The organism is Streptomyces chisholmiae (assembly GCF_031845445.1).
In the GTDB taxonomy this organism is placed as follows: Bacteria; Actinomycetota; Actinomycetes; order Streptomycetales; family Streptomycetaceae; genus Streptomyces; species Streptomyces chisholmiae.
Genome location: NZ_JAVREO010000023.1, coordinates 1 through 25,393 on the forward strand (window position 1 = coordinate 1; position 25,393 = coordinate 25,393).

The following is a 25,393-nucleotide window of genomic DNA, read 5'->3' on the forward strand; positions in this document are numbered from 1 at the left end:
GCGACTTCCTGCGCTGGCTCACCCACGAGACGGACCAGCTGCCCGAGCGGCCCGAGCGCCCAGGCGGAGAGTCGGCGGGCCCGCCTCTGTGATCGCCGACCGTTCGGCCGAGCATTGGCCGAGCAGATGATCTTGAAACGGGAAACGCCCCCTACCCGCCGCGCTCCGCAGCAGGTAGGGGGCTTGCATCCTGGTAGGCCGTGTGGGACTCGAACCCACAACCAATGGATTAAAAGTCCACTGCTCTGCCAATTGAGCTAACGGCCCGCACGAAGCAGCATAACCGCCCGGGCCCGGGGGCCGCCGGGCGGCGGGGCAAGGGTGCCGTGGATCGGGCGAACGCGGCGGGGGCCGGCGCGTGCGCGCCGGCCCCCGCCGGGTCGAGAACGGGCTACCGCTCAGTCGCCACGCTTCCAGCGGGGCTTCTCCGAGCGACGGTCGAAGGAGGACGAAGAAGAGGAAGAGGACGAGGAGGAACCGGCCGGTCGGTCGCCCCGGTAGCCGCCGCCGCGCGGGCGGTCGTCCCGGCGGAAGCCACCGCCACGGTGGTCGTCCCGGCGGTTGCCGCCCTCGCGGTCCCCGCCCCGGTAACCCTCGCGGTTGTCGCCGCCCCGGTAGCCGTCCCGGCGGAAGCCGCCGTCCTCGCGCCGCCCGTGCGGGCGGTCGTCGCGCCGGAAGCCGCCCCGGTCACCGCGCGGGCGGTCGTCCCGGCGGAAGCCGCCGCGCTCGCCGCCCCGGTGCCCGTCGCGGCGGAAGCCGCCCCGGTCACCGCGGTCGCCGCGGTCCCCGCCCCGGTCGCCGCGCTCGTTGCGCGCCGCGTCGGCACGGGCGGCCTTCTCGGCCCGCCTGGCCTCCCGGAGCGCCTCCCGCTCGGCCTCGCGCTCCGCCTCGGCGAGCGCCTCGGTCCGCGCCTCGGCGGCCCGGGCGATGGCCTCGGCCGGGTCGTCACCCCGCTCCCGCGCGGCCCGCGCGGTCAGCCGCTCGGCCTCCTCGACCAGCTCGCCGGAGCGGCCCTTGGCCTTCTCCAACTCCCTGGCCAGCCGGGCCACCTCACGCTCGGCGTGCTGCGCGGCGCCCATCGCGGACTCGGCCTGCACCTCGGTGAGCGAACGGGCGCCCACCAGGTCGGCGACCTCAGGCGCGAACAGGTCGCCACGGCCGATGATGTGCCGGGCGGCGTCCACGCCGGCGTCCTCCATCAGCCGGAAGATGGTCCGCCGCTGGTGCGGCAGGGCCAGCGAGACGACGGTGCCGGACCGGCCGGCGCGCGCGGTGCGGCCGGAGCGGTGCAGGTAGTCCTTGTGGTCGGCGGCCGGGTCCACGTTGAGGACGACGTCGACGCCGTCCACGTGGATGCCGCGGGCGGCCACGTCGGTGGCGACCAGCACGCTGGCCCGGCCGTCCTTGAAGTCGGCCAGGGTCCTGGTGCGGGCGCCCTGGGTCATGCCGCCGTGCAGCGCGTCGGCGCGCACCCCGGCCTCGCGCAGCTGGCCGGCCACCCGGTCGGCGCCCAGCTGGGTGCGGACGAAGACGATGGTCCGGCCCTCGCCGCTGGCGATGGCCGCGGTCAGCGGGGCCTTGTCGCGGGGCTTCACGATCAGCACGTGGTGGCTCATGGTGGTGACCGCGCCCTGGGCGGCGTCCACCTCGTGGCTGACCGGGTCCACCAGGTAGCGCTTGACCAGGGTGTCGATCTCGTTCTCCAGGGTGGCGGAGAAGAGCATCCGCTGGCCGCCCGGCGGCACCAGGTCGAGCAGCTCGGTGACCTCGGGCAGGAAGCCCAGGTCGGCCATCTGGTCGGCCTCGTCGAGCACCGCGACCTGGACGTCGTCCAGCGAGCAGGCACGGCGGCCGATCACGTCACGCAGCCGGCCGGGGGTGGCGACGAGGATGTCGACGCCGCGCTCCAGGGCGTAGATCTGGTTGCCCATGGAGGTGCCGCCGCAGACCACCTTGAGCCGCAGGCCGAGCACGTCGCCGTAGGGCTGGAGGGCGTCGGCGACCTGCATGGCCAGCTCGCGGGTCGGGGTGAGGATCACCGCGCGGGGGCGCTTGGGCTGGGTCCGCCCGCCGGCGAGCCGGGCCAGCAGCGGCAGGCCGAAGCTGAGCGTCTTGCCGGAGCCGGTGCGGCCACGGCCGAGGATGTCGTGGCCGGCCAGCGCGTCGGGGATGGTGGCGGCCTGGATGGGGAACGGGGTGGTGACGCCGCTCTCCGCGAGCCGGCGCACCACGGCGGCCGGCAGGCCGAGGTCGGCGAAGGTGGGGGTGGACGCCTCGGCCTCGGCGGCCGCTTCGGGCACCTCGGTGGCCTCGGTGGCCTCGTCGGACAGCGTCTCGCCGTCCAGGTCGAGGATGGCGTCAGGAGTGGTAACAGACATGCGTAACGAAACCTTCCGGAGTCATCGGCACGCGCCTTAGCTCCGCAGGTTGCTTCAGACCGCCTGAATGCGGTCAGCCACACGGTTTAGACGAGGAACGCGCCACACGGCACCGCATCGGACGGGGCGCCGGGCAAGATGGGCCAAACGATCTACAATCATACGCACGGCGCAACCGCAAGCACAAACGGGACCGGATTTCCTGGAACCTCCGGCACGGCGGTGGCCGGCACGTTTCCCCAGCCTACCCCGGGGGCCCTCGATCCGGACCCGCCGGGCCCGGGGCGCGGGGGAAAGGTCCGGGTCGGGTCGACGCTCCGACCGCCGCCCGCGGCGGCCCACGGCTCCCCGGGTGCCGCTTCCCTCCCGTTCCCCTCCCGGGACCGAGCCCAGCACCCCGTTGCACCCTTGTCCGCCTCGGGGCCACTCCTGGCCGCCTCCCGCCCCGGCTCCGACCACCGGCGACACCGTTCCCCGCGCTCCACGCCGGAGGCGCGGGGCGGGGCGCCCCGGCCGCGGCGGGGAGCGGAGCCGACGGGGAGAGCGCCGCCGCACACCCGTTCGTCGAGTGATCCACGGGCCCGCCGTCCACGGGGCTCGCGCCGGCGACGCCGGTCGCTCGCGATGCGGGACGCGGCACTGCCGGCAGGCCCGGTGCACGCTGACGCTGGGCGGCGGGCCGGCCCCCCTGATCGGCGGGGTGCTCGGCGGCACCGTGGCGATCGGCGGCTGCCGGCCGCGCCTCGGCCCGGCGTCGGGTCGGGTCGGGTCGGGTCGGGTCGGGTGGCCGAACGGTCAGCCGGGGGCCGGCAGTTCGGCCAGCCGCTCGCTGAGGTCGGCGAGCAGCGGGGCCGCCCCCGGGATCAGGTAGAAGTGGTTGCCGGGGAGGGTCCGGTGGTGGAACGGGCCGTCGGCGGTGGCCGCCGCCCACTCCCGCAGGCCGGCGGCCGGCACGTCCGGGTCGTCCGCCCCGGCGTAGGCGGCGACCGGCCCGCGCAACGGCGTGACCGGGCGCGGCTGGTAGCCGCCGATCAGCCGGAAGTCGGCCCGGATCGCCGGCAGTACCAGCTCCCGCAGGTCCGGGTCGGCCAGCACCGCCTCGGCCCCCGGGTCGCCCAACTGCCGCACCGCGGCCAGGATCGCGTCGTCGCCCTGGCGGTGCACGTCGCTCGGCACCACCCGGTGCGGCGGCAGCTGGCCGGAGACGAACAGCCCGGCCACCCCGGTGTCGGTGCGCTGTTGCAGGCGGAGCGCCACCTCGTAGGCGACGGAGGCGCCCATGCTGTGCCCGAAGAGCGCCAGCCGCGGCCCGTGGTAGGGCAGCAGCACGTCGGCGATGACCGTGCTGAGCACTCCCATGTCGTCCACGCACGGCTCGGCCAGCCGGTCCTGGCGCCCCGGGTAGCAGACCGCGACGACCTCCACGTCGGCCGGCAGCCCGGCCGACCAGTCCCGGAACAGGCTGGGCGCGCCGCCGGCGTGCGGCAGGCAGACCAGCCGCAGCCGGGGCGTCGCCACCCGTCGGTACCAGCGCAGCCAGCGGTCCGGCCGGGCGTCCGGTGTCCCGTTCACGGCGCGCCCCTCACACGTCGGCCGCGGCGGCCAGCCCGGCCTCGTCCGGGGTGAAGCGGATCGGCAGACTGCCCAGCCCGGACAGGAAGTTGGAGTGGATCGGGCGGACCTCGCCGTTGATCTCGAAGCCGCTGCTGAAGGTGCGCAGGGTGTCCAGCATGGCCCGGATCTCCAGCCGGCCGAGGAACGCGCCGAGGCAGAAGTGCGGGCCGTACCCGAACGCCAGCTGCTTGTTCTGCACCCGGCCCAGGTCGAAGGTGTACGGGTCGTCGAAGACCCGGTCGTCCCGGTTGGCCGAGGTCATCCAGAGGGTGACGATCTCGCCGGCGGATATCGTCCGGTCGTGCAGCTCGACGTCCGCCAGGGCGGTGCGGCCGAAGTGCATCGCGGGGGTGGACCAGCGCAGCACCTCCTCGACCGCGGTGTCGAGTTCGACCTCGCGGTTCCGCAACCGCCCCCACTGGTCCGGGTGTTGGGTGAACGCCCGGACCGCCTCGATCATCGAGAGCCGGCTGGTCTCGTCGCCGCCGAGGATCAGGCTGTAGCAGTTGAGGACGATGTCGTCCTCGGTCAACGGCTCGCCGTTCAGCTCCGAGTTGGCCAGGACGCTGATCACGTCCTCCTGCGGCTTGGCGCGCCGCTCGGCCACCAGGTCGTTGAAGTAGAGCAGGATCTCGTTGCGGGCCAGCCAGGCGTCCTCGTCGCTCTGCCCCTCGTCGTTGGAGCTGAGCGCCTGCTTGTTGAGCCGCAGCAGGAAGTCCTGGTCGCTGGGCGGCACGCCCAGCAGGTCCCCGATGGTGTTGATCGGGATGCGCTCGGCGACGTCCACCGCGAAGTCGGCCTCGCCGCGCCGCACGGCCTGGGCCACCAGCCGGCGGGTGTTCTGGATGACCCGCTCCTCGACGCGCCGCAGCGCGCGCGGCGAGAACGACTTCAGCAGCAGGTTCCGCAGGTCCTTGTGGCGGGGCCCGTCGGTGACGGCCAGCATCCTGCCGGCCGCCGAGTCGAAGCCGGCCAGCAGCGTGACCAGCACGTTGCCCTGCTCGGAGGTGAACCGCTTGTTGTCGCGGAACACCGTCAGCATGTCGGCGTAGCGGCTGACCACCCAGAAGCCCGGGTTGTCCCCGCGCGGGTCGTGCCAGAAGAGCGGGTGCTCGTCCCGCAACGTGCGCCAGTACGGCCGCAGATCGCGTTCTTCGAAGGTTCTCGGGTTCGTCAGGTCGACGGCCGACAACTCCTCGACGGCTGCCCCCGTTCGCACGCTCATGGTCGCTCGCCCCTCAGGTGACGTGGTGGTGGTGCCGGCCGGCCCACGTCCCCGGGGCCGGCCCCCGACGGCCGGCGGGGTCGTCCCGCGAGGCGCCCCACGGCCACCGGCGCGGCCGGCGAAGTGGTGGGTCGGGCCGACTTCATCGCCTCGGACAGACTCTTCGGTCGCATGTCTGTCCAGTTCTCGTTGATGTACTCCAGCCGGGCCCACCCGGGAGTCCCCGCCGAAGGCCACCCGCCGCCCCGCCCGCCGACCGCCGGAAGCCGCGAAGCCGACCGCCGCGACCCCACATCCGCCGCCCGGATTCGGGCAGGATGCCAGGCGTGATCGAGATGACCCGCGAGCGGTTCGAGGACCTGGTGAGCGACGCCCTGGACCTCATCCCGCCCGAGCTGACCCGCCTGATGGACAACGTCGTCGTCCTGGTCGAGGACGAGCCCCCGCCGGAGGACCCGGAGCTGCTCGGCCTCTACGAGGGCATCGCGCTCACCGACCGCGGCGACTGGTACGCGGGCGTGCTCCCCGACCGGATCACCGTCTTCATGGGCCCGACGCTGCGCTACTGCGCCGAGGAGGACGAGGTGGCCCACGAGGTCGCCACCACCGTGATCCACGAGATCGGCCACCACTACGGCATCGACGACGAGCGGCTGCACGAGCTGGGCTGGGGCTGACCTGGGCCGGATGGCTTTGCCCGGCGCCGCCGCGATGGCCTATGCTGCTTTGGCCCACGGCGGTGTTGGTGGGCTCGGTTGGCCCCTGTCGTCTAGTGGCCCAGGACGCCGCCCTTTCAAGGCGGTAGCGCGGGTTCGAATCCCGTCGGGGGTACCGCTTTCTTTTCCTTTCTTTCTCGTTTTTCCCGGCCGGCCGCCGACCTCGGCGGCCGTCGGCGGCCGCGTCCCACGGGGGCGCGGCTTCTTTCGTCCCCGCCCCCCATAACCCGCCCCTGACCTGGGCTTTCACCCCCTCCCCCACCCCTCGCCCGAGCCGCCCCACGCCCAGCGCGGCGACGGACGAGACCGCCCTCCACACCGTGATACGCTGATCCAGCGATGCCGGCCGGTGGCACACGGTGAACACACGTTCTCCGGTTCTCCGCCGGCGGACAGCCGGGTCCTGTGGAGCAGTTTGGAGTGCTCGCCACCCTGTCAAGGTGGAGGCCGCGGGTTCAAATCCCGTCAGGACCGCTTCGGCTGGGTAGCTCAGTTGGTACGAGCGTCCGCCTGAAAAGCGGAAGGTCGCCGGTTCGATCCCGGCCCCAGCCACATCCCGTCGCACCACAAAGAACAGCCCCGCGCCCACCAGCGCCGGGGCTGTTTCGTCGTCTCCCCATCACCACCAACGCCCCCGCCTCGGCGCTCCCCCGGTCAGCGGCCGCCCGGGTGGCGGTGGCGCCAGGTCCAGAAGACGACGCAGGAGAGGGCGGACCAGCCGGCGAGTACCAGGTAGGGGTGGAGGTGCTGGTGGCCGTGGAAGTAGACCGCGGTGTGCTGGGCGCTGACGGAGGCCCCCGGCGGGAGCCAGCGGCCGATGGTGCCGAAGGCCGAGGGCAGCAGCGGCCAGGAGACCGCGCCGCCCGATGAGGGGTTGCCGAGGAGCACCAGCAGCGCCCAGGTGGGCAGCACCGCCCAGCGGCCGAAAAGCGTGTTGAACATGGTGAAGACCATGCCGGCGGTGAACATGGTGGCCGCGAGGATGAGCCAGGACAGCGGGAACGGCAGCGGCACGGCGGCCAGCAGCCAGTCCACGGCCGCCACGATGCACAGTCCACCGAGCAGCGAGTAGCCGGCGATCACCACGATCCGCTCCCCCGGGCGCAGCCGCCTGGCGTTCACGCTCAGTTGGATGGCCCCGAGGAAGCCGCAGATGACCGCGGCCAGGTTCATGTAGAAGAGGGCGAGCCCGCGGGGGTCGCCGGAGTGCAGCGGCTTGATGTCCCGGACGGTGATCTCGTTGCCGGTGGCCTCGGCCGCCCTGGGGGCGGCCCGTTCGAGCAGCTCGGCGACCGAGGCGCCGGCGGCGCCGGCGAGGTCGAGGCCGAGCCGGCCGTCCGGCGCGAGGCCGACCACGGCGAAGACCCGCTGCTCCTCGATCTCGTCCACAGCCTGTTGATAAGTGTCGGCGGCCCGGGCCTCGATCGTGGTGTCCAGCTCCCACTCCAGGGCGCGCAGGAAGTCGTCGAGCCGCGGCCCGGCGTCGGCCGGGCGGGCCAGGACGGCCACCTGGAGGGTGTGCGGCGTGGGGTTGGCCATGGCGTAGCTGTAGGAGCCGGCGAAGAGTCCGGCGGCGACGGCGAGAACGAGGCTGATCACCAGGGCGGGCAGGTACGGCGAGTCACGCGACGTCACGCGGCGCCCACGCGCCGTCTCCTGGCTCTCCACAGGGCGCACCCTAGCCAGCCAAAGCCGCGAACACCCCTAAACCCGACAGAACGCGCCTGATCCGATATCGGCTCGCCGGTCGCGGCGCGAAGGTGAGATTCTGGACCCCGTATGTCTACCGACGCCTCCCCCCTTTCCTTCTCGGCCCTGGCCGAGCGTCTCTCCGCGCTGGCGCTCGGCGACGAGCTGCGGCTCGGCCGCCGCCTCGAAGGCGCCCGCCGGATCAGGAAGCCGGCCGCCCAGCAGGCCGTGCTCGCCGAGATCGGCCAGGCCGTGGACGCCGCCGAGCAGCGGGTCGAGCGGCGCCGGGCCGCCGTCCCGCGCATCGTCTATCCCGAGCAGCTGCCGGTCAGCCAGAAGAAGGACGAGATCCTGGCGGCCATCCGCGACCACCAGGTGGTGATCGTGGCCGGCGAGACCGGCTCCGGCAAGACCACCCAGATCCCCAAGATCTGCCTGGAGCTGGGCCGCGGCGTGCGCGGCCTGATCGGCCACACCCAGCCGCGCCGGATCGCCGCCCGCACGGTGGCCCAGCGGGTCGCCGAGGAGCTGGGCGGCTCGGTCGGCGAGGTGGTCGGCTTCAAGGTGCGCTTCACCGACCAGGGCAGCGACCGGACGCTGGTCAAGCTGATGACCGACGGCATCCTGCTCGCCGAGCTGCAGCAGGACCGCGAGCTGCGGCAGTACGACACGATCATCATCGACGAGGCGCACGAGCGCAGCCTCAACATCGACTTCCTGCTGGGTTACCTCGCCCAGCTGCTGCCGCGCCGCCCGGACCTGAAGGTGATCATCACCTCGGCGACCATCGACCCGGAGCGGTTCGCCGACCACTTCAGGGACGCCGCCGGCGCGCCGGCGCCGATCGTCTCGGTCTCCGGCCGCACGTACCCGGTCGAGGTCCGCTACCGCCCGCTGCTGGAGGAGACGGCGGGGGACGAGAGCGGCGACGTCGACCGGGACCAGGTGACCGCGATCGGCGACGCGGTGGACGAGCTGCTGGCCGAGGGCCCGGGCGACATCCTGGTCTTCCTCTCCGGCGAGCGGGAGATCCGGGACACCGCCGACGCGCTCGGCAAGCGCGGCCTGCGGCACACCGAGGTGCTCCCGCTCTACGCCCGGCTCTCGCACGCGGAGCAGCAGCGGGTCTTCCAGCGGCACACCGGGCGGCGGATCGTGCTGGCCACCAACGTGGCCGAGACCTCGCTCACGGTGCCCGGCATCCGCTACGTGATCGACCCGGGCACCGCCCGGATCTCCCGTTACAGCCATCGCACCAAGGTGCAGCGGCTGCCGATCGAGCCCATCTCGCAGGCCAGCGCCAACCAGCGGAAGGGCCGCTGCGGACGGACCAGCGACGGCGTCTGCATCCGGCTCTACTCGGAGGAGGACTTCCTCTCCCGGCCGGAGTTCACCGACGCCGAGATCCTGCGCACCAACCTGGCCTCGGTGATCCTGCAGATGAACGCGGCGGGGCTCGGCGAGGTGGCGCGGTTCCCGTTCATCGACCCGCCGGACCACCGGAGCATCAAGGCGGGCGTGCAGCTGCTGGAGGAGCTGGGCGCCCTGGTGGGGGACCGGCTCACCGAGACCGGCCGCAAGCTGTCCCGGCTGCCGGTGGACCCGCGGCTGGCCCGGATGGTGCTGGAGGCGCACCGCAACGGCTGTGTCCGGGAGGTGATGGTGATCGTCGCCGCGCTCTCCATCCAGGACCCGCGGGAGCGGCCGGCGGAGAAGCAGCAGCAGGCGGACGCGCAGCACGCCAGGTTCCGGCAGGGGCCGGCCGAGGAGTCCGACTTCCTGGCGCTGCTGGCGCTCTGGGAGTACGTGCGGGAGCGGCAACGGGCGCTGTCCTCCTCGGCGTTCCGCCGGATGTGCCGCAACGAGTTCCTCAACTACCTGCGGATACGCGAATGGCAGGACATCTTCAGCCAGCTGCGGCAGGTCGGCAGGAGCCTGGACGTGGAGCCGGCGGGGGAGGACGTGCCGGCCGCCGCGCCGGCGCTGGTGCACCAGTCGCTGCTGGCCGGGCTGCTCTCCCAGGTGGGGCTGAAGGACACCGAGAAGCACGAGTACCTGGGCGCGCGGGGCGCCAAGTTCGCGGTCTTCCCCGGCTCCGCCCTGTTCCGGAAGCCGCCGCGCTGGGTGATGTCGGCCGAGCTGGTGGAGACCTCCCGGCTGTGGGCGCGGATCAACGCCAGGATCGACCCGGAGTGGATCGAGCCGCTGGCCGGCCACCTGGTGAAGCGCACCTACAGCGAGCCGCACTGGGAGCAGAAGCAGGCGGCGGTGATGGCCTACGAGCGGGTGACGCTCTACGGGGTGCCCGTGGTGGCCCGCCGCAAGGTCAACTACGGCCGGATCGACGCCGAGGTGTCCCGGGAGCTGTTCCTGCGGCACGCCCTGGTGGAGGGGGACTGGAAGACCAACCACCGGTTCTTCCAGGACAACCGCCGACTGCTCGCCGAGGTCGAGGAGTTGGAGCACCGGGCCCGCCGCCGGGACATCCTGGTGGACGACGAGACCCTGTTCGACTTCTACGACCAGCGCATCCCGGACGACGTGGTGTCCGGGGCGCACTTCGACTCCTGGTGGAAGAAGAAGCGCCGCGAGGACCCGGACCTGCTCAACTTCGAGAAGTCCATGCTCATCAACGAGCGGGCCGGGCAGGTCACCGAGCGGGACTATCCGGACGTCTGGCCACAGGGCCGGCTCTCGCTGACCGTCACGTACCAGTTCGAGCCGGGGGCCGACGCGGACGGGGTCACCGTCCATCTGCCCCTTCAGGTGTTGAACCAGGTGACCTCGGCCGGCTTCGACTGGCAGATCCCTGGGCTGCGCGAGCAGTTGGTGACCGAGTTGATCAGGTCGCTGCCCAAGCCGCTGCGCCGGAACTGCGTGCCGGCGCCCGACTTCGCGCGGCGTTTCCTCGCGGGAACGCCGGCGCCGACCGAGGCGCCGCTGCGGGTGGCGCTGGCGGCCGGGCTCACCCGGCTGACCGGCACCCGGATCGCGCCGGAGGACTTCGACCCGGAGAAGGTCCCGGCCCACCTGCGGATCACCTTCCGGGTGGTGGACGAGCGTGGTCGCCGGGCGACCGAGGGGCCGGGCGCCGAGGACAAGGACCTGGAGGCGCTGAAAGTGCGCTTCAAGCCCCGCGCGCAGGCCGCGCTTGACCGGGCCTTCACGGGCGGCCGGAAGGCCGCCAAGGCGGCGCCTGGCGGCGCGCCACAGGGCGGCGGCGACGCGGGCGTACCGGAGCGGCGCACGGGTCTCACCAGTTGGACGGTGGGCACGCTGCCGCGGGTGCTGGAGACCCGGCGCGGTGGTCAACCTGTGAAGGCGTACCCGGCGTTGGTGGACGAGGGCCGGTCGGTCGGGGTCCGGCTGTTCGACAGCGAGGCGGACCAGGCGGCGGCGATGGCCCGCGGCACCCGGCGGCTGGTGCTGCTCAACCTGCCGTCCGACCCGGGCAAGTTCGCCCAGCGGAAGCTCGACAACGCGGGCAAGCTGGCGCTGGCCAGCAACCCGCACGGCGGGGTGCCGGCGCTCTTCGACGACCTGGTGACGGCCGCCACCGACCAGCTGATCGCCGCGCACGGCGGGCCGGCCTGGGACGAGGCGGGTTTCCGGCGGCTCTTCGACGCGGTGCGCGCCGACGTGGTGGAGCTGACCCTGCGGCTGACCGGGCAGCTGCGCGAGGTGCTGGCCGCCTGGGGTGCCTGTGAGCGGCGGCTGGCGGGGCTGCGCAGTCCGACGCTGCGGCCCGCGCTGGAGGACGTCAGGGCACAGCTGGACGGGCTGGTGCACGCGGGCTTCGTGACCGAGCACGGCGCCCGCCGGCTGCCCGACCTGCTGCGGTACCTGCGGGCCGTGGACCGCCGGCTGCAACAGCTGCCGCACCAGGCGCAGAAGGACCTGGCCAGGACCGCGAAGGTGCGGGAGATGCAGGACGAACACGCCTGGCTGCTCGAGCAGTTCCCGCCGGGCACCCCGGTGCCGGCGCGGGCCAGGGAGATCCGCTGGATGATCGAGGAGCTGCGGGTGAGCTTCTTCGCGCACGCCCTGGGGACGGCCTACCCGGTCTCGGAGAAGCGGATCGTCAAAGCGGTGGACGCGCTGGCCCCGGCACAGCCCTCCTGACCTGCCCAGGACCGGTCCGGGCCCGGCCCCGCGGCCGGTCCTGGGGCCGATTGGCCGAGGGGTGCCCGACTGGGGTAGAGTCACCGACGCAGCTTGGTCCTGTGGAGCAGTTTGGAGTGCTCGCCACCCTGTCAAGGTGGAGGCCGCGGGTTCAAATCCCGTCAGGACCGCTTTAGTTGAAATTTAGTTCAATTCTTTACCATGAGCCCGGACCCCACATGTGGGGTCCGGGCTTTCGTCGTGGCGGGAGTGGGAAGGAGCAGGGCAGGCCCGGCGGCGCGTACTACCCTGCCGGCCGGGCGCCGGGCAAGTGAGGACGTGTGTGACGGGAGTCACTCAACTTGATTGCACGCTGGACTCGTTCGACCCCGTAGAGACACCCGCCAATTTTATATGTGCAATTGCACCAGGTGTCGAGGGTGTCTCACGACCCCTCAGAAACCGCCCCCGGAACGCAAAAAGATCGCGCCGGACCCGGCGGAGTCCGGCGCGATCGAAGCCAAGCGGGCCGGAGTGGGGGCTCCGGGGCCTGGGGTGTGCGGTGTTGCTCAGGCCTCGCCACGCTGCTGCGGGATGCCCGCCAACAGTGCGCGCACCTCCGCTTCGCGATAGCGGCGATGCCCACCGAGCGTGCGGATAGACGTAAGCTTGCCCGCCTTTGCCCAGCGTGTGACCGTTTTCGGGTCAACGCGGAACATCGTGGCAACCTCAGCCGGGGTCAGCAGCGGCTCGGCATCAGGGGTGCGAGCGGTCATGAGCGGCCTCCTCGGGAGAACCGAACCATCACGGTTCTTTCCTCTAAATTCTGCACCTTGACCCGCGTTGCCCGAAATGACAGACGCGAGTCGAGTCGGTTATAGGACGAACGGCTTGTCCTCGGCACTACAACTACACCATCCGTCCAGCCGGGTCGGCCAAACCGATGGAATTGCCCTCTCAGGTGTTCAACCTCGGCGGAAGCCGATGGACCATGCCATAGCGGACAGTCACTCGACCGTGACGATCAGTCACAACGTGAATGAGTCGCCACCAGCCCTACCAAGGAGGTGCAATACCGATCCATCCGCCCGCGACGGACGGAAAGGGGCTCCTCCGAACTCCTTGTCCTATTTTGACACGAGGGGAGTACTTGAAGGCAAGAGTCCGTACAGTGCCTTCCATCACGCTTGGGGCTTTAGTCCCCAAGCGCCCCCCGGTCAGTTGGCGAACTGGCGTTCCCGCACCGCCATCCACCGGTCGGTCAGCACCTCGTAGCTGCGCTGGGCCCGGTCCAGGTCGCCGGCCGCCAGGGCGGCCAGCCCCTCGGCCACCTCGGCCGCCGAGTGGTCGGCCGCCAGCTGGTCCTCGAAGATCGTATAGACCAGCCCGCCGTAGTCCAGTTCGACCAGCGACCGCGGGTGGAACTCCTCCAGCCACCGCCCCACGTCCGCGAGCGCCACCGCCAGCGGCCCCTCAGCCGTCGCCTCGCGCACCGTCCGCAGCCCCCTGGCCACCCGCCGTCGCGCCTGCACCATCGGCGTCCGGTAGCGCAGCCGGGGCGCCTCGCCGCCGGGCCGGTCGCCGGACTCGCGGAACTCCCGCTCGTCGTCGGCGAAGAGCGTGAACCAGCGCACCGGCACGTGCCAGAGCGCCGACCGTATCCACGGCCTGGCGTCCGGGTTGCCCTCCCGCCACCGCGCGTAGTCGGCCGCCGCGCGTTCCCGCGCCTCGGGCGGCAGCGCCGCGTCCACCACCGACTGCGGCATCAGCCACTGCCCCACCTCGGACAGCGCCTGCCAGGAGCGCAGCCTGGTCCGCCAGGGGCAGACGCAGAGCACCCCGTCCAACCAGGTCACGAACGCGTCCGCGCTCTCCCCGGCCGGGGCCACCCGCGGCGGCGCGCCGACCACCCCGGCGAGGGCCCAGCCCAGCTCGTCCTGCGCCCCCGGCAGCTCGGGCCGCTTGGCATACGCGGCCCAGTACGAGCGCTCCGGCTCGGGGAAGGCCGCCAACGGCTCGTACACCCTCAGATACGCCGCATACGGAACCTTCGGCACGCCACCCTCCCAGCTCTCTCCCGGCCCGACGGCCGCCCCCGCGCCCACCACCGGGCGCTCCGACCGATCGTGTCACTACCGCGCACCCACGGCATCCCGGCCGCCCAGGTGGTCGTACCCTCGTCTCACCCGAGTCCTCACCATCGACGAGGGCTCCCGCTTCGACTACAGGAGTCACCACCGTGACCGACGTACGTCCCGCTGTCACCACGGACAGCAACCCGGCGGCCGAGGTGCTCGACGCGCTGTTCCACTCCGACCAGGGCGGGCACGAGCAGGTCGTGCTCTGCCAGGACCGACCCACCGGACTGCGGGCGGTGATCGCCGTGCACTCCACCGCACTCGGGCCGGCGCTGGGCGGCACCCGCTTCCACGCCTACCAGGAGGCGGACCACCCCGAGTCGGCCGCGCTCGCCGACGCGCTCCGCCTGGCCCGGGGCATGACCTACAAGAACGCGCTGGCCGGCCTGCCGCACGGCGGCGGCAAGGCCGTGATCATCGGCGATCCCGAGAAGATCAAGACCGAGGAACTCCTGCTGGCCTACGGTCGCTGCGTAGCCGCGCTCGGTGGACGCTACGTCACCGCCTGCGATGTCGGCACCTACGTCCAGGACATGGACGTGATCGCCCGGAGCAACCGCTGGACCACCGGCCGCTCCCCGGAGCAGGGCGGCGCCGGCGACTCCTCGGTGCTCACCTCCTACGGCGTCTTCCAGGCCATGCTGGCCTCGGCCGAGCACCGCTGGGGCTCCCCCGAGCTGACCGGCCGGACGGTCGGCGTCGCCGGCGTCGGCAAGGTCGGGCACCTGCTCGTCGACCAGCTGGTCGAGGCCGGCGCCCGGGTGCTGGTCAACGACGTCAACCCGGCCGCGGTCGCGCGGGTGCGGGCGGCACACCCCGAGGTGACCGCGGTGCCGTCGGTGGACGAGCTGGTCGCCGACCCGGCACTGGACATCTACGCACCGTGCGCGCTGGGCGGGGTGCTCAACGACCGGACCGTCCCGCTGCTGCGGGCCGCCATCGTCTGCGGCGCGGCCAACAACCAGCTGGACCACCCGGGCGTCGAGAAGGACCTGGCCGACCGGGGCGTCCTCTACGCCCCCGACTACGTGGTGAACTCCGGCGGGGTGATCCAGGTCGCGGACGAGCTCTCGGGTTTCAACTTCGCTCGCGCAAAGGAAAAGGCGGCCGAGATCCGGCTGACCACGCGGGAGATCTTCCAACGCGCCGACGCGGACGGCGTGCCCCCGGCGGTGGCCGCCGACCGGATCGCGGAACAGCGGATCGCGCAGGCCAGGGGCGTGGATCGCCCGTTTGCGTAAGACATGTCACCCCCCCGCGGACGAGTCGTACCGGGAAAGAAGGTAAAATCGCCGTTGACCAGCAGAGAGGTTCATCGGGCGCCGGCCGTGGCGGCTCGGGTCCTGCGGACGGCGTACCGCGGGCTCCCGGAAGCAGGTACGGTTGAAAGCCGATGGACTGGGCGCTTCGCGAAGGGCCCACTCTCAATCATGAACGGATGTCAACACTCCGGGGCCGTCGAGCCCCGTCGTTGAGGGGGTCGAGCCAATGGGGCGCGGCCGGGCCAAGGCCAAGCAGACGAAGGTCGCCCGCCAGCTGAAGTACAACAGCGGCCGGACGGACCTTTCTCGCCTGGCCGAAGAGCTGGGTGCTTCACCGACGCCGGATCAGCAGCCGTCCAACGGCGAGCGGTTCGAGGGCGACGATGAGCTGGACGACGACCTGTACGCGCGGTACGCGGAGATGTACAACGAAGAGGACGAGGAGGACGACCACGAGTCGTCTCCCGACTCCTCCAAACGGCGAGGCGGCTGACCCGCTTCGCCGCACGTCTTCCTCGACTCGCGCGGTTGACTGGCCCGGTCCGGGACTCTCCCGGACCGGTCTCAGTGTTGTCTCCGGCGCGGTCAGACCGGGAGCCGACCGTCATCATCCCGCCACCCGGGGGCCGCGCGGCCCCCGCGCCTCGTCGTCGGGTCAGCCGGGTCAGCTCGCATAGTTCCCGCTGAGGGTGACCGTGCCACCCGCCTCGTCGGCACCGTGGATCTCACCGGCCACCCAGGCCGGGACGGACCGCTCGGCCAGCAGGGCCAGCGCCGGCTCCACCGCCGCCGGCGGCAGCACCGCGACCATGCCGACCCCCATGTTGAGGGTCCGCTCCAGCTCGTCCCTGGCCACCCCGCCGACCGCGCCGACCACGTCGAACACGGGTGCCGGTCGCCAGCTGCCCCGGTCGATCTCGGCCCGCACGGTCCCGGGCAGCACCCGGGCCAGGTTGTTGGCCAGCCCACCGCCGGTGACGTGTGCGAAGGCGTGCACCTCGACGGCCTCGATCAGGGCCAGGCAGTCCAGCGAGTAGATCCTGGTCGGCTCCAGCAGCTCCTCGCCCAGCGTCCGGCCGAACTCCGGCACCTCGCGCTCCAGCCCCCACCCCGCGTGGTTGAGCAGCACGTGGCGGACCAGGGAGTAGCCGTTGGAGTGCAGTCCGCTGGCGCCCAGGGCCAGCACCACGTCGCCCGGCCTGACCCGGTCGGCGCCCAGCAGCTGGTCCGCCTCGACCACGCCGGTGGCGGCGCCCGCGATGTCGTACTCCTCGGGGCCGAGCAGGCCGGGGTGCTCGGCGGTCTCGCCGCCCACCAGGGCGCAGCCGGCCAGGGCGCAGCCCTCGGCGATGCCCTTCACCAGCGCGGCGACCCGCTCCGGGTAGACCTTGCCGACGCACACGTAGTCGGTCATGAAGAGCGGCTCGGCGCCGCAGACCACCAGGTCGTCGACGACCATCGCGACCAGGTCGCGGCCCACCGTGTCGTGGATGTCCAGCCGCTGGGCGATGGCGACCTTGGTGCCCACCCCGTCGGTGGCGGAGGCCAGCAGCGGACGACGGTAGCGGGTCAGCGCCGAGGCGTCGAAGAGGCCGGCGAAGCCGCCGAGGCCGCCGACGCTCTCCGGGCGCTGGGCCTTGGCCACCCACTCCTTCATCAGCCGGACGGCGGTCTCCCCCGCCTCGATATCGACACCGGCCGCCGCGTAGCTGGCACCGGGCGCGTTCGTCGTCATCAGGTCTTCCTCGTGTGGTCGTGCGGCACCGTGTCGAGCCCGTGGGTCACGGACGGCGCAGCGCGTCGGCGGCGCCGGGACCGGTGAGCAGCGGCAGGCCGGGGCCGGCCGGCGGGCCGTCCCCGGCCGGCTGCTCCAGGATGTCCTTGCCCAGCAGCTCCGGGTCGGGCAGCTCCACCGGGTACTCCCCGTCGAAGCAGGCCCGGCAGAGGTTGGGCCGGGCGATGGTGGTGGCCGCGACCATGCCGTCCAGCGAGATGTAGGAGAGCGAGTCGGCGCCGAGCGAGGCCCCGATCTCCGCCACCGAGAGCCCGTTGGCGATCAGCTCGGCGCGGTTGGCGAAGTCGATGCCGAAGAAGCACGGCCACTTGATCGGTGGCGAGCTGATCCGGACGTGCACCTCGGCGGCGCCCGCCTCGCGGAGCATCCGGACCAGGGCGCGCTGGGTGTTGCCCCGGACGATGGAGTCGTCCACGACCACCAGGCGCTTGCCCCGGATGACCTCCTTGAGCGGGTTCAGCTTGAGCCGGATGCCGAGCTGCCGGATGGTCTGGCTCGGCTGGATGAAGGTCCGGCCGACGTAGGAGTTCTTCACCAGGCCGGAGCCGTAGGGGATGCCGCTGGCCTCCGCGTAGCCGATGGCGGCCGGCGTGCCGGACTCCGGGGTGGATATCACCAGGTCGGCGTCGACCGGGGCCTCGGCGGCCAGCCGGCGGCCCATCTCCACCCGGGAGAGGTAGACGTTGCGGCCGGCGATGTCGGTGTCCGGCCGGGCCAGGTAGACGTACTCGAAGACACAGCCCCGAGGCTTCGCTTCCGCGAAGCGTGTGGAACGCAACCCGTCCTGGTCGATCGCGATCAGCTCGCCCGGCTCCACCTCGCGGACCACCGAGGCGCCCACGATGTCCAGCGCCGCCGTCTCGGAGGCGACCACCCAGCCGCGCTCCGACCGGCCCAGCACCAGCGGGCGGAAGCCCTGCGGGTCGCGGGCGGCGTAGAGGGTGTTCTCGTCCATGAAGACGAAGGAGAAGGCGCCCCGCACCAGGGGCAGCACCCGGGGGGCCGCCTCCTCCACGGTCAGCGGCTCGCCGTTCTCGTCCACCTGGCCGGCCAGCAGCACCGTCACCAGGTCGGTGTCGTTGGTGGTGGCCACCCGCTGGCGCGAGCCGCGGCCCGTCGGCAGCTCGGCGACCAGCCGGGCCAGCTCGGCGGTGTTGACCAGGTTCCCGTTGTGGGCCAGGGCGATGGAGCCGTGGCCGGTCGCCCGGAAGGTTGGTTGGGCGTTCTCCCAGGTCGGGGCCCCGGTCGTGGAGTAGCGCGTGTGACCGACCGCCATATGGCCGGTCAGCGAGCCGAGAGAGGTCTCGTCGAAGACCTGCGAGACCAGCCCCATGTCCTTGAAGACCAGGATCTTGGCCCCATCGCTCACCGCGATCCCCGCGGATTCCTGTCCGCGGTGCTGTAGCGCGTAGAGCCCGAAGAAGGTGAGTTTGGCGACCTCTTCGCCGGGGGCCCAGACACCGAAGACGCCGCAGGCGTCCCTCGGGCCTTTCTCGCCGGGGTCGAGGTCGTGGTTGATTCGTCCGTCACCACGTGGCACACCATGAGTTTAGGCCAGAACGGTGGGTCGGGGAGAACCCGGGATTGTGAGACATGCCCCATGCGCCGCCGGGATTCGGGTGCTTTGGGACGCTGGGCGGTCAGCCGAGCACGGGCAGTTCGTCCGCCAGCGCCGCGGCCCGCTCCCCGCTCGGCCGCAGCCGGCCGCTGGCGACCGCGGCCGGCCAGTCGAGCCGGCCGGTGGCCAGCCGCAGCCAGGTGATCGGATCGCTCTCCACCACGTTGGGCGGGGTCCCCCTGGTGTGCCGGGGGCCGGCCAGGCACTGCACGGCGACGAACGGGGGCACCCGCAGCTCGGTCGAGGCGCCCGGCGCCCGGGTGGCCAGGGCGTCCGCCAGCATCCGGACCGTGATGGCCAGCGCCTGCCGGTCCAGCCGCACCGGGGCCCCGGTGGCCCGGGTCAGGTCGTCGCTGTGCACCACCAGCTCGACCACCCGGGTCACCGCGAAGTCCAGCGCCCGCATCGCGCCGAAGGGGTGCGGCAGCAGCAGGTCCTCCCGGACCCCGGTCTCCACCACCGCCTCCAGCTCCTCGGCCGCGCCGTCGATCGCCGCCCGGCAGTCGGGCCGCCGCTCGGCCGCGTCCCGGGTCTCCCGGTCCAGCTCGGCGGCGCTGCCCGCGGTGCGCGCGGCCCAGCCGTCGAGGCCGATCTCCGGGCGGGCGGCCCGCGGCGCGGGGCCGGCGAGCAGCCGGGGCAGCGCGTCGATCTCCTGGGCCAGGTGCGTCAGCAGCAGCCCGACGTCCCAGCCGGCCAGCCCGGACGGCCGGGTCAGCCGCTCGGCCGGCAGCTCGTGGGCGGCCAGCCGGACGAACTCCACCTGGGCGAGCAGGGCGTCCCGCACGCGCTCCGCGTGGTAGCCCCGGGGTTTGCGACGGACGGCAGACATGTCAGGGAGCTTACGACGGGGCCCGGGAAACGGCCGGTGGCCGGGCGGGACGTCACGCGCCCGGGGTGACCCGGGTGCCGTGCGTGACGTGGACGCCGCGGGGGCGGTGCCGAGCCGGGCGACGCCGCTGCCGTTGATGACAAGGTCGTACCGGACCCGGCCAATCCGGCCATCCGGGCGGCCGGCCCACCTAGGATGCGCGCATGGCTTACGCGGAGCGGTACCTGGCGGACGACGAGGAGCTTCTCTACGAGACCAGGCAGCACTGGACCACGTTGGTCAGCGAGTTCCTGCTGCTGTGCCTGATCGTCGTGGTGGCCGGCGCGGCCGTCTGGGCGCTGCCGACCGACGAGGACTGGGGCCGCACGGCGACCTGGGTGGTGCTCGGCGTCGCCGCGGTGGCGGCGGTCTGGCTGTGGCTGGTGCCGCTGCTCCAGTGGCGGGCCACCGTGTACTTCCTCACCACCAAGCGGCTGCACAAGCGTTCCGGCTTCCTCTCCAAGTCGGGCCGGAGCATCCCGCTGGCCCGGGTCAACGACGTCGCCTTCTCCGCCTCGCTCTGGGAGCGGCTGATGCGCTACGGCACGGTCCGCGTCCAGTCGGCGTCCGAGCAGGGCATGATGACGCTGCGGCACGTGCCGGACCCGGAGGGCCTCAAGCAGCTGGTGTACCAGGCGATCGACGGGTTGCGCGACGAGCCGCCGACGCGGCCGCCGTACTGACCTCGCCGCGCTCCGGGGAACGGCGGCGATCCGGACGTTTGGTCCGGGAAATCCCGAAAAGCCGGCCGTTCCCCCGAATGCCTCACGCCAGGCCGGGTACCCCGGCGGCATGGCTGGTATCGAACTGCACAGCACGGCATTCAACGACCGCACGCCGATCCCCGGCCGCTACGCCCTGGACGGCGAGAACATCTCCCCGCCCCTGACCTGGTCGGCGCCGCCCAAGGGGACGACGGAGCTGGTGCTGCTCTGCGAGGACCCGGACGCGCCGTCCGGGACCTTCGTGCACTGGCTGGTCACCGGGATCGAGCCGGAGAGCCGCGGGGTGGCCGCGGGCGAGCTGCCCGACGGCGGGACCGCGCACCTCAACGGCTTCGGCGACCGCGGCTGGGACGGCCCACAGCCCCCGGTCGGCGACCGCCCGCACCGCTACCGGTTCCGGCTGTACGCGGTGCCGGAGCCGGTGCCGCTGCCGGAGGCGGCGACCGCCGGGCAGGTGCACCGCACGATGAGCCAGCACGGCCTGGCCAGCGGCCTGCTGACCGGTCTCCACCAGCGCTGACGCCGCGTTCGGCCGGCAGCGGCCGGAAGCGGATCGGCGGCCCTTCGAGAGACGAGCCGGCGGCCGGCGACGCTCGGCGGCCGGCGGAAAGAGAGCGCGGCAATGGTTCGCAAGAAGGTTGAGGGCGACGAGGTCCAGCGGCGCGCGGCGGCCCGGGCCGCCCGGGAGGCGGGCGAGTCGCCCAGCGCCAGGAACGCCACCACCGGCGGCTCCAAGCAGCGCACCCACGTGCCCGGCCGGAACTCGCTCGACCACGAGGAGCGCATCGAGCCCCTGGACCGCGGCAAGCAGTGGTTCGAGGCGGCCGAACGGGCGGCGGAACGCGCCGAGCCACCCCCGGCGCCGCCGCCCGGCCGTTCGTTCACCGGCCGGACCGACCCGGGCTACGGGCGGGAGCACCAGGCGGTCTTCCAGGCGGTGGCCAAGGCGGAGCAGCGGCACGGCGGGAACGCGGTCTACGCCCACGAGGTGGCCCGCACCGCCGGCATCCCGCACGACCGGGCCAAGGTGCTGCTGCACGACCTGGTGACCTCGCAGCGGCTGGTCACCAAGCTGGAACGCACCGACGACCCGGACCTCGGTCCCCGCTACGAGACCCGCCCCTGAGCCGACCGAGCCGCGGTGGCCGCCCCCGGCGCGGGGGCGGCCACCGGTCGGCGCCGAGCCCGACGGCTCAGCCGAACAGCTCGCGCAGCGGACGCTCGTGCGCCTCGCGCAGCTCGCTGAGCGGCAGCGTGAACTGGCCCTGCACCTCGATGTCCGCGCCGTCCAGCACGCCGATCCTGGCGACCGGCAGCCCGCGCGCCGCGCACATGTCGGTGAAGCGCACCTCCTCGCTCCGCGGCAGCGCCACCACCGCGCGGGCGGTGGACTCGGAGAACAGGAAGGTGAACGGCGTCAGCCCCTCGGGCACCACCAGCCGGGCGCCCACCCCGCCCCGCAGGCAGGACTCCACGACCGCCTGGACCAGGCCGCCGTCGGAGATGTCGTGCGCGGCGTCGATCATGCCGTCCCGGCTGGCGGCGATCAGGATCTCCGCCAGCAGCCGCTCCCGCTCCAGGTCGACCCGGGGCGGCAGCCCGCCCAGGTGGCCGTGGACCACGTCCGTCCAGGCCGAGCCGCCGAACTCGTCGGCCGTCTCGCCCAGCAGGTAGAGCAGCTGGCCCTCGGTGCGGAAGGCCATCGGGGTGCGCCGGGTGACGTCGTCGATCACGCCCAGCACGCCGACCACCGGCGTCGGGTGGATGGCGGTCTCGCCGGTCTGGTTGTACAGCGAGACGTTGCCGCCGGTGACCGGCAGGCCGAGGGTGAGGCAGGCGTCGGCCAGGCCGCGGGTCGCCTCGGCGAACTGCCACATGACCGCCGGGTCCTCGGGCGAGCCGAAGTTCAGGCAGTCGGTGACGGCCAGCGGCCGGGCGCCGCCGGCGGCGACGTTCCGGTAGGCCTCGACCAGCGCCAGCTGGGCGCCGGTGTACGGGTCCAGTTTGGCGTAGCGGCCGTTGCCGTCGGTGGCCAGCGCGACGCCGAGGTTGGTCTCCTCGTCGATCCGCAGCATGCCGCTGTCCTCGGGCTGGGCGAGCACCGTGTTGCCCAGCACGTAGCGGTCGTACTGGTCGGTGATCCAGGAGACGCTCGCCTGGTTCGGCGAGCCGACCAGCCGGAGCACCTGGGCGCGCAGCTCGGCGGCGTCGGCCGGGCGGGGCAGCCGCGCCGGGTCGTCGGCCTGGAGGGTGTCCTGCCAGTCGGGGCGGGCGTAGGGCCGCTGGTAGACCGGGCCCTCGTGGGCGACGGTGCGCGGCGGGACGTCCACCACCTGCTCGCCGTGCCAGTAGATCTCCAGCCGCTCGCCGTCGGTGACCTCACCGATGACCGTGGCGATCACGTCCCACTTGGCGCAGATCTCCAGGAAGCGCTCGACCTTCGCCGGCTCGACGACCGCGCACATCCGCTCCTGCGACTCGCTCATCAGGATCTCCTCGGGGGAGAGCGAGGAGTCGCGCAGCGGCACCGTGTCCAGCTCGACGCGCATCCCGCCGGAGCCGGCCGAGGCCAGCTCGGAGGTGGCGCAGGAGAGCCCGGCGCCGCCCAGGTCCTGGATGCCGGTGACCAGCTTCTCGGCGAAGATCTCCAGGGTGCACTCGATGAGCAGCTTCTCCTGGAACGGGTCACCCACCTGCACCGCGGGGCGCTTGGTGGGACCGGTCGCGTCGAAGGTCTCGGAGGCCAGCACGGAGACGCCGCCGATGCCGTCGCCGCCGGTGCGGGCGCCGTAGAGGATGACCTTGTTGCCCGCGCCGGCGGCCTTGGCGAGGTGGATGTCCTCGTGCCGCATCACGCCCACGCAGAGCGCGTTGACCAGCGGGTTGCCCTGGTAGCAGGAGTCGAAGACGACCTCGCCGCCGATGTTGGGCAGGCCCAGGCAGTTGCCGTAGCCGCCGATGCCGGCGACCACGCCGGGCAGCACCCGGCGGGTGTCCGGGTGGTCGGCGGCGCCGAAGCGCAGCGGGTCCATCACGCCGATCGGCCGGGCGCCCATGGCGAGGATGTCCCGCACGATGCCGCCGACGCCGGTCGCCGCGCCCTGGTAGGGCTCGATGTAGGAGGGGTGGTTGTGCGACTCGACCTTGAAGGTGACGGCGTAGCCCTGGCCGACGTCCACCACGCCGGCGTTCTCGCCGATGCCGACCAGCAGCGCGTCGCTGGGCGGGGCCTTCTCACCGAACTGCCGCAGGTGCACCTTGCTGGACTTGTAGCTGCAGTGCTCCGACCACATCACGGAGTACATGGCCAGCTCGGCCCCGGTCGGGCGGCGGCCCAGGATCTCCCGGATCCGCTGGTACTCGTCCTCCTTGAGGCCCAGCTCCGCCCAGGGCTGGGCGGCGTCCGGGGTGTCGGCGGCGTGCTTGACGGTGTCCAGGACGGGCTTGGACTGTGCGGACATCAGGCGACCAGCTTCTTGAGTACCGAGGTGAAGAACGGGATGCCGTCGGTGGTCGGCCCGGTGAGGGCCTCGACGGCGTGCTCCGGGTGCGGCATCAGGCCGACGACGTTGCCGGCCGCGTTGCTGACCCCGGCGATGTCGCGGCGCGAGCCGTTGGGGTTGACCTCCAGGTAGCGGAAGACGACCCGGCCCTCCGCCTCCAGCTCGTCCAGGGTGCGCTCGTCGGCGACGTAGCCGCCCTCGCCGTTCTTCAGCGGGACGACGATCTCGGCGCCGGTCTCGAAGTCCCGCGTCCAGGCGGTGTCCGCGTTCTCCACGCGGAGCCGCTGGTCCCGGCAGACGAAGTGCAGATGGTCATTGCGGGTCAGCGCGCCGGGCAGCAGATGCGATTCGCAGAGCACCTGGAAACCGTTGCAGATACCCAGGACGGGCAGTCCGTCGCGGGCGCCGGCAATGATCGTTTCCAGTACCGGGGAGAAACGCGCGATGGCGCCGCAACGCAGATAGTCCCCATAGGAGAATCCGCCGGGCAGGATCACGGCGTCGACTTGGCGCAGGTCTTTGTCGCCGTGCCAGAGCGCGACGGGCTCGGCGCCGGCCAGCTTTACCGCCCGGGCCGCGTCCCGGTCATCGAGAGAGCCGGGAAATGTGACGACTCCCACACGAGTGGTCACCGGGCCACCTCTTCTTCGGCCGCTTCCCCGGCCGCCGCGCCTTCCGGCTCCTCGACGCGGACCCGGAAGTCCTCGATCACGGTGTTCGCCAGAAACTCGCCGGCCATCTCCCGGATCCGGGCGAGTGCCGCCTCGTCAACCGGCCCGTCCAGGTCGAGTTCGAAGCGCTTGCCCTGGCGGACGTCCGTGATCCCCTCGAACCCGAGGCGGGGTAGCGCGCGTTGCACGGCCTGCCCCTGTGGGTCGAGAATCTCCGGCTTGAGCATGACGTCAACTACGACGCGGGCCACTGGTTACTCCCGGTGGTGGTGCGGTGATGATGATGCGGGACGACGCGGCCTGACCCGGTGGTCACACGATGCTTGGCGCCGCACGGATCAGCGTACCCGGCACAGAAATCTACTCGGGTAGACGTGGGCTAGTGGTCACGTTAAGGTATCGGGCCAACAAACCCCTGCAAGAAACGTCGCCGAAAAAGTAGGGTCCGAGTACGTGGTGACGCTCGGCACGAGATGACGAGATCTCCACCCGATGACACGCGCCGGCAATTCCGCCGTCCACATTGCGCGGTCCAGCAGTACAAATTAAATGAAGACGCCCACAGACGAGGGGAGCGCCGAGTCGGTGGCCGCCGGGATACCGGTGGGACCACCCCCCGGAAGGCCGGGGAGATACGGCGAAGACACTCCCGAAAGGACCGATTTCCGTGGCACAACGCGTAGTGGTCACTCTCTCCGACGACATCGACGGCGGGGAGGCGTCGGAGACGGTCGCCTTCGGCCTCGACGGCAAGGCGTACGAGATCGACCTCAGCTCCCACCACGCTGAGCAGCTGCGCACCGCACTCGCCCCGTTCATGGAGGCGGGCCGCAAGCAGAGCCGGTCCGGCCGGGCCTTCCACCGCACCGCGGTCGCCCCCGACCCGAAGGCGGTGCGCGCCTGGGCGGAGTCCAACGGGCTCGGGGTGCCGGCCAGGGGCCGCATCCCCCGCAAGGTCTACGACGCGTTCAACGAGGCGCACGCCTCCGTTCGTTGACCGGACCGGCCGCCAAGCCGGCCGCCGTCTGAGCCGACTTGCCATGCCCCCCGGGTGATCCGCTAGAGTTTGGAACACGCCGAGGGGCAAGGG

General features: G+C 72.5%; 20 protein-coding genes and 5 tRNA genes. 12 read left to right on the forward strand and 13 right to left on the reverse strand.

Annotation, left to right across the window (positions count from 1 at the left end):
* Positions 1–191: 191 nt before the first annotated feature.
* The 4 genes from RM844_RS27710 to RM844_RS27725 form a co-directional block, all read right to left on the reverse strand.
* A tRNA-Lys gene (locus RM844_RS27710) sits at positions 192–267 on the reverse strand.
* A 131-nt stretch (positions 268–398) separates the two neighbouring features.
* Complete coding sequence (locus tag RM844_RS27715) at positions 399–2,378, reverse strand: DEAD/DEAH box helicase (RefSeq protein WP_311670154.1); 1,980 nt, start codon at positions 2,376–2,378, stop codon at positions 399–401.
* A 795-nt stretch (positions 2,379–3,173) separates the two neighbouring features.
* On the reverse strand, positions 3,174–3,950 hold the full coding sequence (locus tag RM844_RS27720; RefSeq protein ID WP_311670155.1) for a thioesterase II family protein: 777 nt from the start codon (positions 3,948–3,950) through the stop codon (positions 3,174–3,176).
* 10 nt (positions 3,951–3,960) lie between these two features.
* Positions 3,961–5,217, reverse strand: a complete 1,257-nt coding sequence (locus tag RM844_RS27725; RefSeq protein WP_311670156.1) for a cytochrome P450 — start codon at positions 5,215–5,217, stop codon at positions 3,961–3,963.
* Positions 5,218–5,543: 326 nt separating this feature from the next.
* Here RM844_RS27725 and RM844_RS27730 point away from each other — a divergent pair, with 326 nt between their 5' ends.
* From RM844_RS27730 to RM844_RS27745, 4 genes are all read left to right on the forward strand, one after another.
* On the forward strand, positions 5,544–5,894 hold the full coding sequence (locus RM844_RS27730) for a metallopeptidase family protein (RefSeq protein WP_311670157.1): 351 nt from the start codon (positions 5,544–5,546) through the stop codon (positions 5,892–5,894).
* Between the two features lie 81 nt (positions 5,895–5,975).
* Positions 5,976–6,048: transfer RNA gene (locus tag RM844_RS27735), tRNA-Glu, on the forward strand.
* A 284-nt stretch (positions 6,049–6,332) separates the two neighbouring features.
* A tRNA-Asp gene (locus RM844_RS27740) sits at positions 6,333–6,407 on the forward strand.
* 4 nt (positions 6,408–6,411) lie between these two features.
* A tRNA-Phe gene (locus RM844_RS27745) sits at positions 6,412–6,485 on the forward strand.
* Positions 6,486–6,587: 102 nt separating this feature from the next.
* Here RM844_RS27745 and RM844_RS27750 read toward each other — a convergent pair.
* Positions 6,588–7,601: an ABC-2 transporter permease gene (locus RM844_RS27750; RefSeq protein ID WP_311670158.1), complete on the reverse strand. Its 1,014-nt coding sequence runs from the start codon at positions 7,599–7,601 to the stop codon at positions 6,588–6,590.
* A 111-nt stretch (positions 7,602–7,712) separates the two neighbouring features.
* Between RM844_RS27750 and hrpA the strand changes: the two genes are divergently transcribed.
* A complete protein-coding gene (gene hrpA / locus RM844_RS27755) occupies positions 7,713–11,744 on the forward strand; it encodes an ATP-dependent RNA helicase HrpA (protein ID WP_311670159.1) in 4,032 nt (1,343 codons plus the stop codon).
* A gap of 95 nt (positions 11,745–11,839) precedes the next feature.
* Positions 11,840–11,914 (forward strand) — tRNA-Asp (locus RM844_RS27760).
* Positions 11,915–12,292: 378 nt separating this feature from the next.
* On the opposite strand, the gene bldC is transcribed toward RM844_RS27760, so the two are convergent.
* Together bldC and RM844_RS27770 are read right to left on the reverse strand one after the other, a co-directional pair.
* Complete coding sequence (bldC, locus tag RM844_RS27765; RefSeq protein ID WP_019431930.1) at positions 12,293–12,499, reverse strand: developmental transcriptional regulator BldC; 207 nt, start codon at positions 12,497–12,499, stop codon at positions 12,293–12,295.
* Between the two features lie 441 nt (positions 12,500–12,940).
* Positions 12,941–13,780, reverse strand: a complete 840-nt coding sequence (locus RM844_RS27770) for a hypothetical protein (RefSeq protein ID WP_311670160.1) — start codon at positions 13,778–13,780, stop codon at positions 12,941–12,943.
* A 182-nt stretch (positions 13,781–13,962) separates the two neighbouring features.
* Here RM844_RS27770 and RM844_RS27775 point away from each other — a divergent pair, with 182 nt between their 5' ends.
* Positions 13,963–15,102, forward strand: coding sequence for a Leu/Phe/Val dehydrogenase (locus RM844_RS27775; protein ID WP_311670161.1), 1,140 nt, complete (start codon positions 13,963–13,965; stop codon positions 15,100–15,102).
* A gap of 247 nt (positions 15,103–15,349) precedes the next feature.
* Positions 15,350–15,616: a DUF3073 domain-containing protein gene (locus RM844_RS27780; RefSeq protein ID WP_311670162.1), complete on the forward strand. Its 267-nt coding sequence runs from the start codon at positions 15,350–15,352 to the stop codon at positions 15,614–15,616.
* A gap of 171 nt (positions 15,617–15,787) precedes the next feature.
* Here RM844_RS27780 and purM read toward each other — a convergent pair whose 3' ends face one another.
* The 3 genes from purM to RM844_RS27795 form a co-directional block, all read right to left on the reverse strand.
* Positions 15,788–16,858, reverse strand: coding sequence for a phosphoribosylformylglycinamidine cyclo-ligase (gene purM / locus RM844_RS27785; protein ID WP_311670163.1), 1,071 nt, complete (start codon positions 16,856–16,858; stop codon positions 15,788–15,790).
* A gap of 46 nt (positions 16,859–16,904) precedes the next feature.
* Positions 16,905–18,458, reverse strand: a complete 1,554-nt coding sequence (gene purF, locus RM844_RS27790) for an amidophosphoribosyltransferase (protein WP_311670164.1) — start codon at positions 18,456–18,458, stop codon at positions 16,905–16,907.
* Between the two features lie 100 nt (positions 18,459–18,558).
* Complete coding sequence (locus RM844_RS27795) at positions 18,559–19,365, reverse strand: sterol carrier family protein (RefSeq protein WP_311670165.1); 807 nt, start codon at positions 19,363–19,365, stop codon at positions 18,559–18,561.
* A gap of 203 nt (positions 19,366–19,568) precedes the next feature.
* On the opposite strand from RM844_RS27795, the gene RM844_RS27800 reads away from it, so the two are divergent.
* The 3 genes from RM844_RS27800 (at position 19,569) to RM844_RS27810 (ending at position 21,255) form a co-directional block, all read left to right on the forward strand.
* The gene (locus RM844_RS27800; RefSeq protein WP_311670166.1) at positions 19,569–20,087 is read left to right on the forward strand and encodes a PH domain-containing protein; all 519 of its coding nucleotides are present in this window, start codon (positions 19,569–19,571) and stop codon (positions 20,085–20,087) included.
* Between the two features lie 109 nt (positions 20,088–20,196).
* The gene (locus tag RM844_RS27805; protein ID WP_311670167.1) at positions 20,197–20,649 is read left to right on the forward strand and encodes a YbhB/YbcL family Raf kinase inhibitor-like protein; all 453 of its coding nucleotides are present in this window, start codon (positions 20,197–20,199) and stop codon (positions 20,647–20,649) included.
* A gap of 102 nt (positions 20,650–20,751) precedes the next feature.
* Complete coding sequence (locus RM844_RS27810) at positions 20,752–21,255, forward strand: hypothetical protein (RefSeq protein ID WP_311670168.1); 504 nt, start codon at positions 20,752–20,754, stop codon at positions 21,253–21,255.
* A gap of 67 nt (positions 21,256–21,322) precedes the next feature.
* Here RM844_RS27810 and purL read toward each other — a convergent pair whose 3' ends face one another.
* From purL to purS, 3 genes are read right to left on the reverse strand one after another with little or no spacing between them, the layout of a single operon-like run.
* Positions 21,323–23,590: a phosphoribosylformylglycinamidine synthase subunit PurL gene (gene purL, locus RM844_RS27815; protein ID WP_311670169.1), complete on the reverse strand. Its 2,268-nt coding sequence runs from the start codon at positions 23,588–23,590 to the stop codon at positions 21,323–21,325.
* Positions 23,590–24,264: a phosphoribosylformylglycinamidine synthase subunit PurQ gene (purQ, locus tag RM844_RS27820; RefSeq protein WP_311670170.1), complete on the reverse strand. Its 675-nt coding sequence runs from the start codon at positions 24,262–24,264 to the stop codon at positions 23,590–23,592. The genes purL and purQ overlap by 1 nt, the downstream gene beginning before the upstream one ends.
* A complete protein-coding gene (gene purS / locus RM844_RS27825; RefSeq protein WP_311670171.1) occupies positions 24,261–24,554 on the reverse strand; it encodes a phosphoribosylformylglycinamidine synthase subunit PurS in 294 nt (97 codons plus the stop codon). The genes purQ and purS overlap by 4 nt, the downstream gene beginning before the upstream one ends.
* Before the next feature lie 416 nt (positions 24,555–24,970).
* Here purS and RM844_RS27830 point away from each other — a divergent pair, with 416 nt between their 5' ends.
* A complete protein-coding gene (locus tag RM844_RS27830) occupies positions 24,971–25,300 on the forward strand; it encodes a histone-like nucleoid-structuring protein Lsr2 (RefSeq protein WP_311670172.1) in 330 nt (109 codons plus the stop codon).
* The last annotated feature ends 93 nt before the right edge of the window (positions 25,301–25,393 follow it).

Coding starts and splice junctions, on each gene's coding strand:
- RM844_RS27715 (WP_311670154.1), bottom strand. CDS start 2,378: ATGTCTGTTACCACTCCTGACGCCATCCTCGACCTGGACGGCGAGACG.
- RM844_RS27725 (WP_311670156.1), bottom strand. CDS start 5,217: ATGAGCGTGCGAACGGGGGCAGCCGTCGAGGAGTTGTCGGCCGTCGAC.
- hrpA (WP_311670159.1), top strand. CDS start 7,713: ATGTCTACCGACGCCTCCCCCCTTTCCTTCTCGGCCCTGGCCGAGCGT.
- bldC (WP_019431930.1), bottom strand. CDS start 12,499: ATGACCGCTCGCACCCCTGATGCCGAGCCGCTGCTGACCCCGGCTGAG.
- RM844_RS27780 (WP_311670162.1), top strand. CDS start 15,350: ATGGGGCGCGGCCGGGCCAAGGCCAAGCAGACGAAGGTCGCCCGCCAG.
- purM (WP_311670163.1), bottom strand. CDS start 16,858: ATGACGACGAACGCGCCCGGTGCCAGCTACGCGGCGGCCGGTGTCGAT.
- RM844_RS27795 (WP_311670165.1), bottom strand. CDS start 19,365: ATGTCTGCCGTCCGTCGCAAACCCCGGGGCTACCACGCGGAGCGCGTG.
- RM844_RS27800 (WP_311670166.1), top strand. CDS start 19,569: ATGGCTTACGCGGAGCGGTACCTGGCGGACGACGAGGAGCTTCTCTAC.
- RM844_RS27805 (WP_311670167.1), top strand. CDS start 20,197: ATGGCTGGTATCGAACTGCACAGCACGGCATTCAACGACCGCACGCCG.
- RM844_RS27810 (WP_311670168.1), top strand. CDS start 20,752: ATGGTTCGCAAGAAGGTTGAGGGCGACGAGGTCCAGCGGCGCGCGGCG.
- purL (WP_311670169.1), bottom strand. CDS start 23,590: ATGTCCGCACAGTCCAAGCCCGTCCTGGACACCGTCAAGCACGCCGCC.